18 protein-coding genes are annotated in these 15,614 nt (G+C 68.2%); 9 read left to right on the top strand and 9 right to left on the bottom strand.

Annotated elements, in window-relative coordinates:
* Nucleotides 1-13 precede the first annotated feature (13 nt).
* Genes dapF through lptM form a run of 3 tightly spaced genes read right to left on the bottom strand, consistent with a single transcriptional unit; the run spans nucleotide 14 to nucleotide 2,235 of the window.
* Nucleotides 14-844, bottom strand: a complete 831-nt coding sequence (dapF, locus tag ACYJSS_RS12440) for a diaminopimelate epimerase (protein WP_173176745.1) — start codon at nucleotides 842-844, stop codon at nucleotides 14-16.
* Nucleotides 845-848: 4 nt separating this feature from the next.
* Entirely contained in the window at nucleotides 849-2,096 is a 1,248-nt protein-coding gene (gene lysA / locus ACYJSS_RS12435) for a diaminopimelate decarboxylase (RefSeq protein ID WP_236205303.1), read from the bottom strand.
* A gap of 10 nt (nucleotides 2,097-2,106) precedes the next feature.
* Nucleotides 2,107-2,235: an LPS translocon maturation chaperone LptM gene (gene lptM / locus ACYJSS_RS12430; protein ID WP_173176741.1), complete on the bottom strand. Its 129-nt coding sequence runs from the start codon at nucleotides 2,233-2,235 to the stop codon at nucleotides 2,107-2,109.
* Between the two features lie 151 nt (nucleotides 2,236-2,386).
* Here lptM and ACYJSS_RS12425 point away from each other — a divergent pair, with 151 nt between their 5' ends.
* The 4 genes from ACYJSS_RS12425 (at nucleotide 2,387) to rnk (ending at nucleotide 4,503) form a co-directional block, all read left to right on the top strand.
* The gene (locus ACYJSS_RS12425) at nucleotides 2,387-3,430 is read left to right on the top strand and encodes an AraC family transcriptional regulator (RefSeq protein WP_236205304.1); all 1,044 of its coding nucleotides are present in this window, start codon (nucleotides 2,387-2,389) and stop codon (nucleotides 3,428-3,430) included.
* A gap of 10 nt (nucleotides 3,431-3,440) precedes the next feature.
* Nucleotides 3,441-3,773, top strand: a complete 333-nt coding sequence (gene cyaY / locus ACYJSS_RS12420) for an iron donor protein CyaY (protein ID WP_111261173.1) — start codon at nucleotides 3,441-3,443, stop codon at nucleotides 3,771-3,773.
* On the top strand, nucleotides 3,754-3,951 hold the full coding sequence (locus ACYJSS_RS12415) for a DUF1289 domain-containing protein (protein ID WP_111261172.1): 198 nt from the start codon (nucleotides 3,754-3,756) through the stop codon (nucleotides 3,949-3,951). Before cyaY ends, ACYJSS_RS12415 begins: the two co-directional genes overlap by 20 nt.
* A 144-nt stretch (nucleotides 3,952-4,095) precedes the next feature.
* Nucleotides 4,096-4,503, top strand: coding sequence for a nucleoside diphosphate kinase regulator (gene rnk, locus ACYJSS_RS12410; protein ID WP_111261171.1), 408 nt, complete (start codon nucleotides 4,096-4,098; stop codon nucleotides 4,501-4,503).
* A gap of 27 nt (nucleotides 4,504-4,530) precedes the next feature.
* Here the strand turns inward: rnk and ACYJSS_RS12405 are convergent, their stop codons facing one another.
* The 4 genes from ACYJSS_RS12405 to ACYJSS_RS12390 form a co-directional block, all read right to left on the bottom strand.
* Nucleotides 4,531-7,377: a class I adenylate cyclase gene (locus ACYJSS_RS12405; protein WP_111261170.1), complete on the bottom strand. Its 2,847-nt coding sequence runs from the start codon at nucleotides 7,375-7,377 to the stop codon at nucleotides 4,531-4,533.
* Nucleotides 7,378-7,465: 88 nt separating this feature from the next.
* On the bottom strand, nucleotides 7,466-7,717 hold the full coding sequence (locus tag ACYJSS_RS12400) for a TIGR02647 family protein (protein WP_111261169.1): 252 nt from the start codon (nucleotides 7,715-7,717) through the stop codon (nucleotides 7,466-7,468).
* Nucleotides 7,718-7,789: 72 nt separating this feature from the next.
* Nucleotides 7,790-8,575 (bottom strand): substrate-binding periplasmic protein, encoded by a 786-nt coding sequence (locus ACYJSS_RS12395; RefSeq protein ID WP_111261168.1) that lies wholly within the window; start codon nucleotides 8,573-8,575, stop codon nucleotides 7,790-7,792.
* Nucleotides 8,576-8,653: 78 nt separating this feature from the next.
* Nucleotides 8,654-8,944, bottom strand: coding sequence for a hypothetical protein (locus ACYJSS_RS12390; protein ID WP_111261167.1), 291 nt, complete (start codon nucleotides 8,942-8,944; stop codon nucleotides 8,654-8,656).
* 135 nt (nucleotides 8,945-9,079) lie between these two features.
* On the opposite strand from ACYJSS_RS12390, the gene ACYJSS_RS12385 reads away from it, so the two are divergent.
* Nucleotides 9,080-9,745, top strand: a complete 666-nt coding sequence (locus ACYJSS_RS12385; protein ID WP_111261166.1) for a glutathione S-transferase family protein — start codon at nucleotides 9,080-9,082, stop codon at nucleotides 9,743-9,745.
* Between the two features lie 9 nt (nucleotides 9,746-9,754).
* On the opposite strand, the gene ACYJSS_RS12380 is transcribed toward ACYJSS_RS12385, so the two are convergent.
* Both ACYJSS_RS12380 and argH read right to left on the bottom strand, forming a co-directional pair.
* Nucleotides 9,755-10,327, bottom strand: coding sequence for an AAA family ATPase (locus tag ACYJSS_RS12380; protein ID WP_111261206.1), 573 nt, complete (start codon nucleotides 10,325-10,327; stop codon nucleotides 9,755-9,757).
* Between the two features lie 34 nt (nucleotides 10,328-10,361).
* Nucleotides 10,362-11,756 (bottom strand): argininosuccinate lyase, encoded by a 1,395-nt coding sequence (gene argH / locus ACYJSS_RS12375; RefSeq protein ID WP_111261165.1) that lies wholly within the window; start codon nucleotides 11,754-11,756, stop codon nucleotides 10,362-10,364.
* 226 nt (nucleotides 11,757-11,982) lie between these two features.
* Here argH and ACYJSS_RS12370 point away from each other — a divergent pair, with 226 nt between their 5' ends.
* The 4 genes from ACYJSS_RS12370 (at nucleotide 11,983) to ACYJSS_RS12355 (ending at nucleotide 15,610) form a co-directional block, all read left to right on the top strand.
* Entirely contained in the window at nucleotides 11,983-13,065 is a 1,083-nt protein-coding gene (locus ACYJSS_RS12370; RefSeq protein ID WP_111261164.1) for a sensor histidine kinase, read from the top strand.
* Nucleotides 13,062-13,808 carry a LytR/AlgR family response regulator transcription factor gene (locus ACYJSS_RS12365; protein ID WP_173176722.1) on the top strand — a complete coding sequence of 249 codons (747 nt, stop codon included), beginning with the start codon at nucleotides 13,062-13,064 and terminating at the stop codon, nucleotides 13,806-13,808. Before ACYJSS_RS12370 ends, ACYJSS_RS12365 begins: the two co-directional genes overlap by 4 nt.
* A gap of 96 nt (nucleotides 13,809-13,904) precedes the next feature.
* Nucleotides 13,905-14,843: a hydroxymethylbilane synthase gene (gene hemC / locus ACYJSS_RS12360; RefSeq protein WP_236205305.1), complete on the top strand. Its 939-nt coding sequence runs from the start codon at nucleotides 13,905-13,907 to the stop codon at nucleotides 14,841-14,843.
* Nucleotides 14,840-15,610: a uroporphyrinogen-III synthase gene (locus tag ACYJSS_RS12355; protein ID WP_236205306.1), complete on the top strand. Its 771-nt coding sequence runs from the start codon at nucleotides 14,840-14,842 to the stop codon at nucleotides 15,608-15,610. The genes hemC and ACYJSS_RS12355 overlap by 4 nt, the downstream gene beginning before the upstream one ends.
* Nucleotides 15,611-15,614: the final 4 nt, after the last annotated feature.

Here is a 15,614-nt window from a genome sequence, read left to right as displayed (position 1 = left end):
GCTCGCTGCTCGCTCATAGGCGGACCTGCCCTTCGTACACGCGTACGGCGGGTCCGGTCATCATCACGGACTGGTCGGGGCCGGCCCATTCGATGGACAGCTTGCCACCCGGCAGCTCCAGTTGCACGGGCGAGTCCATCCAGCCCTGGCGGATGGCGGCGACCGCGGCGGCGCAGGCGCCGGTGCCACAGGCCTGGGTTTCCCCCGCACCACGCTCCCACACGCGCAGGCGCGCCTGGTGGCGGTCGATGACCTGGAGGAAGCCGACGTTGACCCGCTGCGGGAAGCGCGGGTGGTGCTCGATCTTCGGGCCCAGCTCGTGGACCGGGGCGCTGCCGATGTCGTCGACCCGCAGCACCGCATGGGGATTGCCCATGGACAGGGCGGCCAGCTCGACCTGGCGACCGTCGACCTCGACGGCGTAGCTCAGCGCCTCGGCGTCGGCGACGAAGGGGATCTGCTGGGGTGCCAGGCGGGGCGGGCCCATGTCGACGCGGACCTGGCCATCGGCGCGCACGTCCAGCTCGATGATCCCGCTCTTGGTCTCGACGCGGATCTGCTTCTTCACCGTCAGGCGCTTGTCCAGCACGAAGCGGGCGAAGCAGCGGGCGCCGTTGCCGCACTGTTCGACCTCCGAGCCATCGGCGTTGAAGATGCGGTAGCGGAAGTCGACGTCCGGGTTGGTCGGCGCCTCGACGATCAGCAGCTGGTCGAAACCGATGCCGGTGTGGCGATCGCCCCATTGCTTGGCGTGCTTGGGCTGGATGTGCGCGTGCTGGCTGACCAGGTCGAGGACCATGAAGTCATTGCCCAGGCCGTGCATCTTGGTGAAACGCAGCAGCATGGGTTCACTCCGGTAGCAGGCTTTCGCCGGCGTAGAGTTCCTCGACGGTCTCGCGACGGCGGACCTCGTATGCCCGCTCGCCGTCCACCAGCACCTCGGCGGCGCGGCCGCGGGTGTTGTAGTTGGAGCTCATGACGAAGCCATAGGCACCGGCGGAGCGCACGGCCAGCAGGTCGCCTTCGGCCAGCACCAGTTCGCGGTCCTTGGCGAGGAAGTCGCCGGTCTCGCAGATGGGGCCGACCAGGTCGTAGCGGCGCTTCTCGCCGTCGCGGGGCTCGACCGGCACCACGTCCATCCAGGCCTGGTACAGGGCCGGGCGGATCAGGTCGTTCATGGCCGCGTCGATGATCGCGAAGTCCTTGTGCCCGGTGTGCTTGAGGTATTCCACCTGGGTCAGCAGCACGCCGCCATTGGCGACGATGTAGCGGCCCGGTTCGAAGACCAGGGTCAGCTCGCGCCCGGCGATGCGCTCGCGCACGGCCTTGATGTAGTCGCCGGCGACCGGCGGCTGCTCGTCCTTGTAGCGCACGCCCAGGCCGCCGCCGAGGTCCAGGTGGCGGATGTGCACGCCCTGGGTGGCGAGGCGGTCGATCAGCGCCAGCAGGCGGTCGAGGGCATCGAGGAAGGGCGGCAGCGTGGTCAGCTGGGAGCCGATGTGGCAGTCGACACCGATCACGTCCAGGTTCGGCAGCGAGGCGGCGCGCAGGTAAACGGCCTCGGCCTGCTCGATGGCGATGCCGAACTTGTTCTCTTTCAGGCCGGTGGAGATGTAGGGGTGGGTGCCGGCGTCCACATCGGGGTTCACCCGCAGGGAGACCGGGGCCCGCATGTCCATCTCGGCAGCGACGACCTGCAGGCGCTCGAGTTCCTCGGTGGACTCGACGTTGAAGCAGTGCACGCCCACTTCCAGGGCGCGACGCATGTCGTCACGGCTCTTGCCGACGCCGGAGAAGACGATGCGGTCGGCGGTGCCACCGGCGGCGAGCACGCGCTCCAGTTCGCCGCTGGAGACGATGTCGAAGCCCGAGCCCAGGCGCGCCAGGAGGTTCAGCACGCCGAGGTTGGAGTTGGCCTTGACCGCATAGCAGACCAGGTGCGGGACGCCCGACAGGGCATCGGCATAGGAGCGGTACTGCGCCTCGATGTGGGCGCGGGAGTAGACGTAGGTGGGCGTGCCGAAGCGCGAGGCGATGGCGGACAACGCCACGCCCTCCGCGAACAGCTCACCGTCGCGGTAAGTGAAGGCGTCCATCAGCGCCCCCTCAGTGCGAATGTTCGGCGGAAGACGGCTTGGATTCGTCCGGCAGATACAGCGGGCCCTTCTGGCCGCAACCGGCGAGCAGGCAGGCAACGGCGACGAGCGCGACGAAAGGGGTGAGCAGTCGCTTCATGGCGAAATCCTTGAAGAAAGCGTGAATTGCCCGGGAGTATACCGACCGCCCGGCGCCTTGCCTATGCGCCGGAAAACCCGCCGGACGTGGCTTGCGGCTAGCCAATCGGCCCTCCGCGGGCCTAGGATTGGCGCCCAAAAACGGAGGCCGAATGGACCTATCCACCCCGCTGGCCAGCTCGGTTTCGGTGGCCTACCTGCAAGGCCTGGTCGATCACCTGGCGCGCCAGGGCATCGAGCCTGCCGAACTGCTGGCGCACGTCCAGCTGACCCCGGCCATCCTCGGCCAGCGTGACCAGCGCATCGCCGCCAGCGCCTACCTCGAGCTGCTCGCCCAGGGCATCCGCCTGACCGGCGACACGCGCCTCGGCCTGCACCTGGGCGAAGCGGTGCGGCCCGGTTACTACGGTGTGCTCGGTTACCTGCTGATGAGCTGCGCGACCCTGGCCGATGCCCTGCACCGCCAGGCGCGCTATGCGGCGCTGGTGGGCAACCTGGGGCGCGTCGACCTGGCCGACGAGCCGGAACGCCCGGGCCATGAGCCGCTGGTGGTGCATAGCTGGGAACCCTTGCTGCCGCAGCAGCGCGAGCAGGTGGCGGAAGAGTCCCTCGCCGGCTGGGTGACCTTCGGGCGCTGGATCAGCGGCCTGGATATCCCGCCTACCGAGGTGCGTTTCCAGCACGCCGCGCCGGCCGATCTCACCGAGTACCAGCGGATCTTCCGCTGCCCGGTGCTGTTCGGCCAGGCGGACAACGCGCTGGTCTTCCCCCGGCGCCTGCTGGCCACACCGCTCGGCCAGGCCGACGCCCAGGTGCGGCAGATGCTCGATGCCTATGCCGATCGCCTGCTTGGCGAGATCAACCGTGGCAGCAGCGTGCTCGACCGGGCCCGGGTCATCCTCGCCGGCCAGCTGTCGGAGCAGGGCCCCGACCTGGAGCGCCTGGCCGAGGCATTGGCGCTGAGTCCGCGTACACTGCAGCGTCGCCTGCGCGAGGCCGGCCTGTCGTTCAGCCAGCTGGTGGACGAGACGCGCCAGCAGCTGGTGCTGCATTATCTGCGCGATCCGGCGCTGGAACTCGCCGATATCGCCTTCTTCGTCGGTTTCAGCGAGCCCGGTTCGCTGGCCCGAGCCTTCCGTCGCTGGACCGGGCAGAGCCCCGGCGAGTACCGGCGCCATTTATCACCCTTTCCCTGAGGAGCCCCCTATGAGTTTGAGCGAAGCGCGTTTCCACGATCTGATCGATGCCGCTCAGGAAGCCATCGAAGACATCTTCGACAGCAGCGACCTGGACGTCGACCTGGAGAACAGCGCAGGCGTCCTGACCATCCGCTTCGAAAATGGCACCCAGGTCATCCTCAGCCGCCAGGAATCGCTGCGCCAGTTGTGGGTGGCGGCGCGTTCCGGCGGTTTCCACTTCGACTACGACGAGGCCGCCGGCCTGTGGATCTGCGACACCAGCGAGGAGCCCCTGGGCGAACTGCTGGGCCGCGTGACCCGCGAGCAGTCCGGTGAAGAACTTGAGTTCGAAGAGCTCTGACGAGCCCGATCCCCGGGCCTCGCCCTGCATCCGCAGGTGCTGCCTGGACGACACCGACGTTTGCGTCGGATGCGGACGCACCCTGGGTGAGATCCTGGAGTGGAACGAAGCAGGCGATGAACGTCGCCGGCAGATCCGCGAGCAGGCCGCTCGGCGCGTGCGTCAGAGCGCCCGCTGACCGCCCGGTCTTGCCAACAGCGCCCGCACTGACGTAGTGTCGGTCGGGCCGGTGCTCGAACGCATCGGCTCACAGATCTGAAACCCCGCCTTCGGGCGGGGTTTCGCTTTTTTGAGCCAAGGATTCAGGAGTTTCGGATTTGCCATGAGCACTCAACCCTCGATCATCATCACCCGCCTCGACCTGCAGCGACTGGAGCGCCTGCTCGATGAACTGGAGGACTTCGGCCCCGGCGCCGAGGCGCTGGAGCGGGAGCTCGCTCGCGCCCAGGTGGTGGGCCACGAGGAGGTACCGCCGGGCGTAGTGACCATGAATACCCGCGTGCACTGTCGTGAAGAGGGGAGCGGCAAGGACTACCACCTGACCCTGGTCTACCCGCAGGACGCCGGTGGCGAAGGCACCGTCTCCATCCTCGCCCCCATCGGCAGCGCCCTGCTCGGCCTGTCCGTGGGCCAGCACATCGACTGGCCGGCGCCGGGTGGCAAGACCCTCAAGCTGCAATTGCTGGCGGTCGAGTACCAGCCCGAGGCGGCTGGCGAATACGATCGCTGATCGACGACCTGGCCGCCTCCCCGGCGGTCAGGCCTTGTTCAGGGCCTGGTTGAGCTGCTTTTCGAGCTCGGCCTTGTAGCGCAGGTAGTGAACCGTCTGCGCATGGCCCTCGCCGAGGACCCGCGACAGGTCCAGGTCGGTGATGTAGCAGGGGTAACGCTCGGCCTCGCTGCGCTGCGAGAGGATGTGCCGGGCCACGGAGGCGAAAAGCTCGCCGCCGTATTCCAGTTCCGAGAATTCCCGGTGGTTGCAATAGAGCGTGACGTGGACGCGATCCGTGTCCAGCGGCTCGACGATCGCCTGCACGTCGTAGAACGGATGGCTGACCGGTGCCTGCGGCGCTGCGCGGCGCTCGACCTGCTGCGCGCGCTGCGGCGGTGAGGGCAGCACCTCGTAGTAGAGGATCTCCAGGTCGCTCGGGGGCGTCGGGCTGTCCAGGGGCAGCAGGGCGTTGCGTCGGTAGAGCACCGATTGCAGGAAGCGCTGCAGCGGCGTGAGCAGGCTCTGCTGGTCGCGGAACGGCTGGCGCTGGCGCCACAGGGCGTTGTGTTCGTCGAGCAGGGTCAGTTCGGCACTGTCGCCGTCCTGGCGGAAGAACACCTGGATGCAGTTCGGTCGGCCCAGCGGCAGGATCAGCGCCAGGTCCTCGCCTTCCAGGGCGTAGCGGTCGAGGAACAGCGGGCTGTAGGTCGGCAGGTCCTCGCCCAGGTGTTCCAGCAGCGCCGGCAGGTCATCCAGGGCGGTGTGGCTGACCTGCCCGGGCAGCAGCTCCAGCACGTGGTATTGCTGGCGCACCTGCAGCAGGTAGCGGGTGGTATCGGGGCTGCCCAGGTGCGCCAGGGCGTCACGGAACAGCTCTTCCACGCGCTGGGCGATGGCCTGGGCGCGGTTGCGGCAGAAGCAGCGCACGCGCAGGTGCGGCTGCATGTCCGCAGGCGTCGCGTTGAGGAAGTCGCGCAGGCAGTCCAGCGGGGCGAAGGGCCCGTCGTAGCGGGTCACCAGCAGCTCGTTCCAGCTGTTCAGGGTGACCTGGTCGATGGTCAGCACCAGGTTGTCGCGCACGCCGGAGTAACCGAGAGAATCGGTGCGCTCGGTGGTCATGTGCACGTTCATCTGGCTGTGCTGCTTGAGCGGGTCGATGCCGACGTTGATCAGCAGCAGCACTTCGCTCGGAGCACTGGCGCGCAGCAGCGCCGCTTCGCCCACCGGCGGCAGCGGCAGCGGGATGCTCTGCTGCAGGCTGGCGATCAGGTTGGACAGCTCGAACTCGGTCAGGTCGCTGGTGCCGGGGTTCAGGGACAGGCGCGTGCTGGGGTCGATCACGCCGTTGCGGTGACACCAGGCGAGCAGCTCGATCAGCTCGCGGGCGCGCTTTATCGGCGCAAAATCGCGCCACTCCTGGGCGTTCAGGCTGCCCGGGAAGAGTGCCCACTGGGTCTCGCCCTGGGCCTCCGGGCTGGGGCACTGGACCAGGGTCAGGGTGTCTTCGGCCAGGTCCGGGGCGATGCCGGGGTTGATGAATTCCACCTTGCCGGCCTTGCGTTCGAAAGCGGCATAGAGGCGCCGGCCGAGTACGCCGAGGTCGCGACTGTTGAGCGAGCTGATGGCCTGCTGGCTGCGGCCGAATTCGGACAGGAAGCGATAGCTGTAGGTCAGCTCGTTGACCAGCGCGCGGCGTTCGGCGCTCACCTGGCGCACTTTCCACTGGCTGCGGCTGTCGAGCATGGCCAGCTGCCGCGCATCCCACTGCCACTCACGGGTCAGGCGCTCGAACAGCAGGCGCTGCCAGCTCTTCTGGCGGTTGCGCGGCGGGCGGCTGAGCTTCTTGTTGACCTTGAGGTAAAGGCAGCGGCGGATCAGCTCCAGGCGCTCGCGGTCGCCGCGCGCCGTCAGGTACTCCTCCAGGCGGCGGTACACGACTATGTAGGGGTCGAGCTCGTCGAGGTCGAGGTGGTTGGCGTAGACCGCGTGCTTGAAGCGCAGCGACAGGCAGTGCACCCGTGGGTGCTCGCTGGCGTAGACCTCGGTGAGCAGCAGCTTGAGCACCGACTTGTAGGGCGATTCGATGCCCTTGAACAGCTGCCACATGCCCGCACCGATGAACTCGCCCACCGGGATGTGGGCCAGGTGGCCCAGGTCCAGCACCTCCTCGGCACGGATGAAGCGGCGTGACAGCAGCTTCTCGGTGTACTCGGCGTAGCGCCCTTCCTCGTAGACCGGCACCAGCCACCAGAGCGGCGTGCGCCCGGCGAGCCAGATGGCGGTGCGGTAGAACTCGTCCAGCAGCAGGTAGTGCTGGGTGGTGCCGCAGTCGTCGGAAGTGAGCTGGGTTTCGCGGTCACCGACCACGAAGCGCTGGGGGTCGATGAGGAAGAAGTGCGCCTCGGTGCCCTGGGTCGCGGCCCAGGTTTCCAGTTGCTCGCACTTGCGGCGCAGTTCGGCTACCTCGGCGGCGGACAGGTCCGGTGCGTGGCAGACCCAGAGGTCCATGTCGCTCTGCTCGGCCTGCGCCACCGTGCCCAGGCTGCCCATCAGGAACAGGCCGTGGATCGGCATCGGCGGGTTGCCCCGGCGGGCCTTGTAGGCGAAGGAGCGGGTCAGGCGCTGGACTTCGGCCAGCACCTCGTCGTCGGGCTCGTAGTTGGACAGGCCCGCAGGCGTCTGCCCGGACACGTAGCCGGGCAGCAGCGGATGGTTGACGTGGAACAGCAGCGGCAACAGGCGCAGCACCAGCTGCTGGCGCGTGGAAAGGCCCTGCATGGCACGTTCCAGGCGCCCACCGTTGACCTTCAGGAAGCGCGCGCGCAGCTGCGCGAGGACCTTGCGGTCGATGCCGTCATCGATGTCGGGGCGGATTTCCTGGGTGCGCGTCATGGAGCTTCTGCCGGGTGGGTGGGCACAGCCTACCAGCCGGCGAAGCGGCCGGGCAGGGTTGTGCCCGGGTTATCGGCGCGGACGCGTTTCAGCTTGAATGGACGGGCTCGGTGGTGAGGATGGTGAGCAGGCTCTGGGCGTGTTCGGCAGCGTCCAGCCCCAGGCTGGTGAGGTAGCCGCCATCGGGCTGGGTGATGAGTTTCTTCTGGTGGAGACGGGTGACCGCGCCTATGACCTTGGACGAGGCGTTGTTGTGCACCTTGAGTCCCTCCTGGGTGTTGTCCAGGTTGAACAGGGTCAGCAGTTCCAGTTCGGCGATGAGCTCGGGGGTATACGACATGGTGACTCCTGGGCTTCTGGTGGGCCCGCCTTCGTGTGGGCAGGTGTGACGGATCAGTGTAGTAGGCCAGGCTCAGTCTGCCGGGTAGATCGCCTCGCCGTATTGCCAGCGGTCAAGGATCGCCTGGTAGCGACCGTCCTCCTGGATGCGCTGCATGCCCAGGTCGAAGCGCTGCAGCAGCCAGCCGGCGCGCGGTGCGCTGCGCGAGAACGACAGGTACAGCTCCGGCTGGTGCACCGTGCCCACGGCCTGGAAGCTGCCGGCGAGCTCGGGATGCTCGCGCAGCAGCTCGGCGGTGGTGGCGCGGTAGGCCACCACGTAGTCGACGCGGCCGTGCTGCAGCATCAGGAAGCCGTTGAGGTCCTTGCGCACCGGCACCCGCTCCAGGGTGCGCAGGGCATCGAAGCGGGTGCCGTACTCGTAGCCGATGGTCACGGCCACCCGCGCGCCCTCCAGGCCTTGCAGGTCCACCACCGGGGTGGCCCGGTCGACACGCGACCAGAGCAGGATGTCGTCGCGGAACAACGGGTGCCGGGGCAACTGGTAGGCCTCGGCGATACGTGCGTCCGGCGCGGTGTTGAAGCAGCCCGCCAGCTTGCCCTGGAGGGCGAGCTGCATGCAGCGGGAATAGGGATAGGGCACGAGCTCCACCGGGGTGTCGGCGGCGGCGAAGGCGGCCAGCACGATCTCCGCCGACATGCCGCGCACCGCGCCATCGCGGAACGCGGTGAAGGGGTACCAGTCGTCCTCGGCGCCAATCTGCAGCGGCTCGGCATGGGCGCCGATGGCCAGCAGGAGCAGCAGGCCGGAGAGCGCCCGGCGGGCGAGGCGGGTGACGCGCAGCGGGCTCGAACTCATGGGGGCCTGGACCTCGACGACGCTCGGGTGGGATGGCGCGATGCTAGGGCCTGTTGCGATGGGTGATCCCGGCGTGGATCAAGATTCCCCGTCGTCTTCGTCGCCGTCGTCCGGCAGCTCGGGCAACGCCCTGAGGGCGGCTTCGTACCAGGCCAGGTCGAAGGGCTGGTCGCCCTCCAGGCGGGCGATCGCCCGGGCCAGCACCAGGGCCATGAGCTGGACGCTCTCCTCGCGCTCGTAGCCCACCAGGGTCAGCTTGTTCAGGGTGGCCTTGGCCGTCGGCGGGTTGTCGGCTTCCAGCTGGTTCTCGATGGCCTGGATCAGGGTTTGCTCGGCGAAGGCCTCTTCGCTGTCGTCGTGCTCGCTCATGGCACTGCTCCTCGTTGTGCAGGCGCGCAGTGTGCCACGGCGTGTTCTTCCATTCACTGCCCTGATCCTGCTGGCGCGGCCCGCGTGGGCGGGTCTATAAGAACGAACGCCCACCCCGCACGGCCAGGAGGCCCCATGCTCAAGCTCCACGGTTTTTCCGTCAGCAATTACTACAACATGGTCAAGCTGGCGCTGCTGACCAAAGGCATTCCCTTCGAGGAAGTGCTGGTCCATGGCAGCCAGGAGCCGGCGTTCCTCGCCATCAGCCCGCGCGGCAAGGTGCCGGTGCTGGAGACCGAGCAGGGCTTCATCAACGAGACCGGCGCCATCCTCGAATACCTGGAGGAACGCTTCCCCCAGCGTCCGCTGCTGCCGGCCGATGCGTACCAGCGTGGCGTGGTCCGTGCGCTGGTGCGTGAGATCGAGCTGTACATCGAGCTGCCGGCGCGCAGTTGTTATCCACAGGCCTTCTTCGGCATGCCGCTGCCGGAGGCGATCCGCGAGAAGGGCAAGGCCGAGCTGCTGGCCGGCGTCGCCGCCCTGGCCCGCCACGGCCGCTTCGCGCCCTATGTGGCGGGCGATTCCATGAGCTTGGCCGACCTGTATTTCCTCTACAGCATCGACCTCGCCTGCGAGGTGGCGCAGAAGCTGTTCGCCACCGACCTGCTGGCGGATTTGCCCGGCGCCCGTGCGCTGCTGGCCAAGCTCGGTGCCGAGGCCCATGTGCAGCGCATCGCCGCCGACAAGGCGCGGGAGATGCCCGGCTTCCTCGAGGCCGTCAAGGCCCGCGCGCGGGGCTGAGGCCCGGCTTCAGCCGGGCAGGCTGTCCAGCCAGGCGTCGAGTTCCGCTCGCGACCCCAGCCTGATGAAGCGGACCCCGGCGTTGGCCGGGTCCCGCTGCTCGGCGGCGAAGCGCGCGCGGTAGACCGCGTGGCGGGTCCAGGTCCAGAGGATGATCGAGCGTTCCGGGTCCAGGCTCAGCAGGTTGCGCAGGCGTTCGCGGTTGCCGTTCCACAGCGTCTTGCGCAGCAGCAGGCGGCCCAGGGTGCGGGCGATGACCTGGCGCATCACGACCGGGCGCGGGAGGTCGAGCCAGATCACCGTGTCGGCGCGGGAAAGCGTCAGCGGACGCACCGTCGAGTAGGCGCCTTCGACGATCCAGCGCGGCGCCTGCAGGGCGGCCTCGACCCGCGCGCGGAATTCGGCGCGGGGCAGGGGCTGCCAGCCGGGCTGGTGGAAGATCGCGTCGAGCTCGATGTGCGGGCAGCCCAGGCGTGCGGCCAGGCGGCGTGCCAGGTGCGTCTTGCCCGAGCCCGAGCAGCCGACGATGGAAATACGCTGGCCGACCTGCGTCGGCCAGGTGTCGGGGGTGTGGTCCTGCATGGGCATCCCTGCCGGTCGCGGGGCGACCTCGTGATCAGCGTACGGCGAGCAGCGCCTTGCCACGCGCGACGGCGGCGCGGACCTGGCTCGGCGCCGTGCCGCCGATGTGGTCGCGGGCATTGACCGAGCCTTCCAGGGTCAGCACGGCGAAGACGTCGTCGTCGATCTGGTCGCTGAACTTGCGCAGCTCGTCGAGACTCATCTCGGCCAGGTCCTTGCCGCTTTCCACGCCGTACTTCACCGCATGGCCGACGATCTCGTGGCAGTCGCGGAAGGGCAGGCCCTTGCGCACCAGGTAGTCGGCCAGGTCGGTGGCGGTGGAGAAGCCGCGACGGGCCGCTTCGCGCATCACCGCATGGCGCGGCTTGATCGCCGGGATCATGTCGGCGAAGGCGCGCAGGGAGTCGCGCAGGGTGTCGGCGGCGTCGAACAGCGGCTCCTTGTCCTCCTGGTTGTCCTTGTTGTAGGCCAGCGGCTGGCCCTTCATCAGGGTCAGCAGGCCGGTCAGGGCGCCGAACACGCGGCCGGACTTGCCACGCACCAGCTCGGGCACGTCGGGGTTCTTCTTCTGCGGCATGATCGAGGAGCCGGTGCAGAAGCGGTCGGGCAGGTCGATGAACTGGAACTGGGCGCTGGTCCAGAGCACCAGCTCTTCGGAGAAGCGCGACAGGTGCATCATCGCCAGGGAGGCGGCGGCGCAGAATTCGATGGCGAAGTCGCGGTCGGAAACGCCGTCCAGCGAGTTGCCGCCGACGGCGTCGAAGCCCAGCAGGCGGCAGGTGACTTCGCGCTGGATCGGGTAGGTGGTGCCGGCCAGGGCGGCGCTGCCCAGCGGCATGCGGTTGACGCGCTTGCGGCAGTCGACCAGGCGTTCGTGGTCGCGGCTGAGCATTTCGAACCAGGCCAGCAGGTGGTGGCCGAAGGTCACCGGCTGCGCGGTCTGCAGGTGGGTGAAGCCGGGCATGATGGTGTCCGCTTCGCGCTCGGCCTGCTCCAGCAGGCCCTGCTGCAGGCGGGTGATCTCGCCGAGGATGATGTCGATCTCGTCGCGCAGCCAGAGGCGGATGTCGGTGGCCACCTGGTCGTTGCGCGAGCGGCCGGTGTGCAGCTTCTTGCCGGTGATGCCGATGCGGTCGGTCAGGCGCGCCTCGATGTTCATGTGCACGTCTTCCAGGTCGACGCGCCATTCGAAGGTGCCGGCCTCGATCTCGGCCTGGATTTCCTTCAGGCCCTTCTCGATGGCGTCGCGCTCATCCCCGGTCAGCACGCCGGCTTCGGCCAGCATGGTGGCGTGGGCGATGGAGCCCATGATGTCGTGGCGGTACAGGCGCTTGTCGAAGTCGACGGAGGCGGTGAAGCGGGCGACGAAGGCGTCGACGGGCTCGCTGAAGCGGCCACCCCAGGACTGGTTGGTCTTGTCGGTGCTCATGAGTGGGCTCGGTGCTGGAGGTGAAGGAAGGCCGATGGCCGAAAAATTACCGGCGATAATAACAGCGTTGCTGGTGAAACCGGCGCGTCCCGTCCGAGTGACCTGCCGGTCGGCGTTTGTAGCCTGCTTCACAGTTTTTCATCTCCAGCAGCATTTCGGTGCTTTATTTCGCCCGGCCGGAGCGCTCTGGCTTGCCGCCCGGCGGGCGCTTGCGGAAACTGCCCGGATGCCTGACGACAGCCGCAACAAGGCGCGCCCCGCCGCGTCCATCGACGACTTCTTCCTGCCCGAGCTGTGCCTGCCGGAGGCGCTGCTCGGCCTCGTGCTGCTCGCCGAGCTGCTGGTGATGGTGCTGGTACTGGCCGAGCCCATGCTGCCCAACTTCGACTGGGTGCGCCTGGCGCTCACCTCGCTCTTCGTGCAGTGGATCGTGCTGCTTTCCGCCGCCCTGCTCTGTCGGCTGCGTCCGTTGCTGGCGCGCATCAGCGCGGCGCTGGCGGGGATCATCTGCTGCCTGATCGTGGTCGGCCTGACCCTCACCTGCACCGCCGTGGCCGACTATTACGACCTGGGCGGGCCGCTGCCGCGCGCCGGCGAAGTCAACCTCTACCTGCGCCACGGTCTGATCAGCCTGATCATGTCGGCGCTGCTGCTGCGCTACTTCTACCTGCAGAGCCAGTGGCGCCGGCAGCAGCAGGCCGAGCTGCGCGCGCGCATCGAATCGCTGCAGGCACGTATCCGTCCGCACTTCCTCTTCAACAGCCTGAACAGCATCGCCAGCCTGGTGGCCATCGATCCGTACAAGGCCGAGCAGGCGGTGCTCGATCTTTCCGACCTGTTCCGCGCCAGCCTGGCCAAGCCCGGCACCCTGGTCAGCTGGGCCGAGGAGCTGGAGCTGGCGAAACGATATTTGTCGATCGAGCAATATCGTCTCGGAGAACGGCTACAGTTGGATTGGCAGGTAGACGAAGTGCCCAATGATTTGCCGATTCCACAACTGACCCTGCAGCCCCTGCTGGAGAATGCCCTCATCTATGGCATTCAACCGCGTATAGAAGGGGGACTGGTGCGGGTGGAAGCCGAGTACAGGGATGGTGTGTTCCTGCTCTGCGTGAGCAACCCGTTCGACACGAGTGCGGAACCCCAGCCTTCACGCGGAACCCACCAGGCACTGACGAATATTGATGCCCGACTTACGGCACTTTTCGGCTCCAGAGCCAGTCTCAGCGTGGAGCGCCGTGACGGTCGCCACTTCACCTGTCTACGCTATCCTTGTGCGAGACTCACGCAGGAAGCCCGAGCAATATGAATGTCCTGATCGTCGATGACGAACCCCTTGCCCGAGAGCGTCTCAGCCGCCTGGTCGGCGACCTCGACGGATACCGAGTTCTGGAGCCCGCCGCCACCAATGGCGAAGAGGCTCTGACCCTGATCGACAGCCTGAAACCGGATGTCGTGTTGCTCGACATCCGCATGCCAGGGCTCGATGGCCTGCAGGTGGCCGCGCGGCTCTGTGAGAAGGAAGCGCCGCCCGCGGTGATCTTCTGCACCGCCCATGACGAGTTCGCCCTGGATGCCTTCCAGGTCAGCGCCGTGGGTTACCTGGTCAAGCCGGTGCGGCCGGAGTCACTGGCCGAAGCCCTGAAGAAGGCCGAGCGCCCGAACCGGGTGCAACTGGCGGCACTCACCCGCCCCGCCGCGGAAAGCGGCACCGGGCCGCGTTCGCACATCAGCGCCAGGACCCGCAAGGGCATCGAGCTGATCCCCCTGGACCAGGTCATCTACTTCATCGCCGACCACAAGTACGTGACCCTGCGTCACGAGCATGGCGAGGTGTTGCTGGACGAGCCGCTGAAGGCACTGGAGGACGAGTTCGGTGATCGTTTCGTGCGCATCCACCGCAACGCCCTGGTCGCCCGTGAGCGCATCGAGCGCCTGCAGCGCACCCCGCTCGGGCACTTCCAGCTGTTCCTCAAGGGCCTCAATGGCGATGCGCTGACGGTCAGCCGGCGCCATGTCGCCGGTGTGCGCAAGCTGATGCACAACCTCTAGGACGCATGGCCGCAGGCGCCGGGTGGTCGCCCGCGCGCCTGCGGCTGTCTTGCCTGTTATCATTCCGGGCAGTCCTGCTTCCGGAAGTCATCATCCATGTCCCGCGAGATTCGCATCGCCACCCGCAAGAGTGCCCTGGCCCTGTGGCAGGCCGAGTTCGTCAAAGCCAGCCTGGAGAAGGCCCATCCCGGGCTCAAGGTCAGCCTGGTGCCCATGGTCAGCCGCGGCGACAAGCTGCTCGACGCCCCCCTGGCGAAGATCGGCGGCAAGGGCCTGTTCGTCAAGGAGCTGGAAACCGCCCTGCTGGAGAACGAGGCCGACATCGCCGTGCACTCCATGAAGGACGTGCCCATGGACTTCCCCGACGGCCTCGGCCTGTTCTGCATCTGCGAGCGCGAAGACCCGCGCGACGCCTTCGTCTCCAACACCTTCGAAAGCCTCGATACGCTGCCCGCCGGTGCCGTGGTCGGCACCTCCAGCCTGCGCCGCCAGGCCCAGCTGCTGGCGCGGCGCCCGGACCTGAAGATCCAGTTCCTGCGGGGCAACGTGAACACCCGCCTGGCCAAGCTCGACGCCGGCGAATACGACGCCATCATCCTCGCCGCCGCCGGCCTGATCCGCCTCGGCTTCCAGGAGCGCATCCGTTCCTCCATCAGCGTCGACGACAGCCTGCCCGCCGGCGGCCAGGGCGCGGTGGGCATCGAGTGCCGCACCGCCGACACCGAGATCCACGCCCTGCTGGCGCCCCTGCACCACCGCGACACCGCCCTGCGCGTCACCGCCGAGCGCGCACTGAACAAGCGCCTCAATGGCGGCTGCCAGGTACCCATCGCCTGCTACGCGATCCTCGAGGACGACCAGCTGTGGCTGCGCGGCCTGGTCGGCCAGCCCGACGGCGGTACCCTGCTGCGCGCCGAGTCCCGCGCGCTGGCCAGCGACGCCGAGAGCCTCGGCGTGCGTGTCGCCGAAGACCTGCTGGGCCAGGGCGCAGAGGCCATCCTCCAGGCCGTCTATGGTGAGGCCGGCCACCCGTGACCGGCTGGCGCCTGCTGCTGACGCGCCCCGCCGACGACAGCGCCGCGCTGGGCGAGCTCCTCGCCTCGCACGGCGTGCACAGCGCCAGCCTGCCGCTGCTGGAGTTCCAGAGGCTGGACGAAGCCCCCGAACAGCGCACCACCTTCCTCGGCCTCGACCGCTATCGCGCGGTGATCGTGGTCAGCAAGCCCGCTGCCCGCCTCGGCCTCGAGCGTCTCGCGCGCCACTGGCCGCAACCTCCCGCCCAGGTCCGCTGGTTCAGCGTTGGCGCCGCCACCGGCGAGGTGCTCGCGGCTGCCGGCCTCGATACCCGCTGGCCGGAAAGCGGCGATGACAGCGAAGCCCTGCTGGCGCTGCCGGCATTCACCGAGGCGCTGGCCGCCCCGCAGGCGCGCGTGCTGATCATGCGTGGCGAGGGTGGCCGAGAATTCCTCGCCGAGCGTTTGCGCGGCCAAGGCGTGACGGTGGACTATCTGGAACTCTACCGCCGCTGCCTGCCCGACTACCCGCCGCGCAGCCTGCAACGGCTGATTCGAGCGGAACGCCTGAACGGCCTGGTGGTCAGCAGTGGGCAGGGTTTCGAGCACCTGAACGCACTGGCCGGGGATGATTGGCCCTCCCTGGCCCGTCTACCCTTGTTCGTACCGAGCCCGCGCGTGGCCGAACTGGCGCGCGATGCGGGCGCGCAAGTCGTTGTGGACTGCCGGGGCGCCAGCGCCTCGGCCTTGCTGGCGGCGCTGGAAAGTCATCCGGCCCCGGCCCCCTGATGCA

Source organism: Pseudomonas sp. No.21 (assembly GCF_054558415.1).
This window is presented reverse-complemented; position numbering and strand designations above follow the sequence as displayed.

Coding starts and splice junctions, on each gene's coding strand:
- argH (WP_111261165.1), bottom strand. CDS start 11,756: ATGAGCACCGACAAGACCAACCAGTCCTGGGGTGGCCGCTTCAGCGAG.
- ACYJSS_RS12370 (WP_111261164.1), top strand. CDS start 11,983: ATGCCTGACGACAGCCGCAACAAGGCGCGCCCCGCCGCGTCCATCGAC.
- ACYJSS_RS12390 (WP_111261167.1), bottom strand. CDS start 8,944: ATGAGCGAGCACGACGACAGCGAAGAGGCCTTCGCCGAGCAAACCCTG.
- rnk (WP_111261171.1), top strand. CDS start 4,096: ATGAGCACTCAACCCTCGATCATCATCACCCGCCTCGACCTGCAGCGA.
- ACYJSS_RS12405 (WP_111261170.1), bottom strand. CDS start 7,377: ATGACGCGCACCCAGGAAATCCGCCCCGACATCGATGACGGCATCGAC.
- cyaY (WP_111261173.1), top strand. CDS start 3,441: ATGAGTTTGAGCGAAGCGCGTTTCCACGATCTGATCGATGCCGCTCAG.
- ACYJSS_RS12425 (WP_236205304.1), top strand. CDS start 2,387: ATGGACCTATCCACCCCGCTGGCCAGCTCGGTTTCGGTGGCCTACCTG.
- ACYJSS_RS12395 (WP_111261168.1), bottom strand. CDS start 8,575: ATGAGTTCGAGCCCGCTGCGCGTCACCCGCCTCGCCCGCCGGGCGCTC.
- dapF (WP_173176745.1), bottom strand. CDS start 844: ATGCTGCTGCGTTTCACCAAGATGCACGGCCTGGGCAATGACTTCATG.
- ACYJSS_RS12385 (WP_111261166.1), top strand. CDS start 9,080: ATGCTCAAGCTCCACGGTTTTTCCGTCAGCAATTACTACAACATGGTC.
- ACYJSS_RS12380 (WP_111261206.1), bottom strand. CDS start 10,327: ATGCAGGACCACACCCCCGACACCTGGCCGACGCAGGTCGGCCAGCGT.
- ACYJSS_RS12400 (WP_111261169.1), bottom strand. CDS start 7,717: ATGTCGTATACCCCCGAGCTCATCGCCGAACTGGAACTGCTGACCCTG.
- lptM (WP_173176741.1), bottom strand. CDS start 2,235: ATGAAGCGACTGCTCACCCCTTTCGTCGCGCTCGTCGCCGTTGCCTGC.
- lysA (WP_236205303.1), bottom strand. CDS start 2,096: ATGGACGCCTTCACTTACCGCGACGGTGAGCTGTTCGCGGAGGGCGTG.
- ACYJSS_RS12365 (WP_173176722.1), top strand. CDS start 13,062: ATGAATGTCCTGATCGTCGATGACGAACCCCTTGCCCGAGAGCGTCTC.
- hemC (WP_236205305.1), top strand. CDS start 13,905: ATGTCCCGCGAGATTCGCATCGCCACCCGCAAGAGTGCCCTGGCCCTG.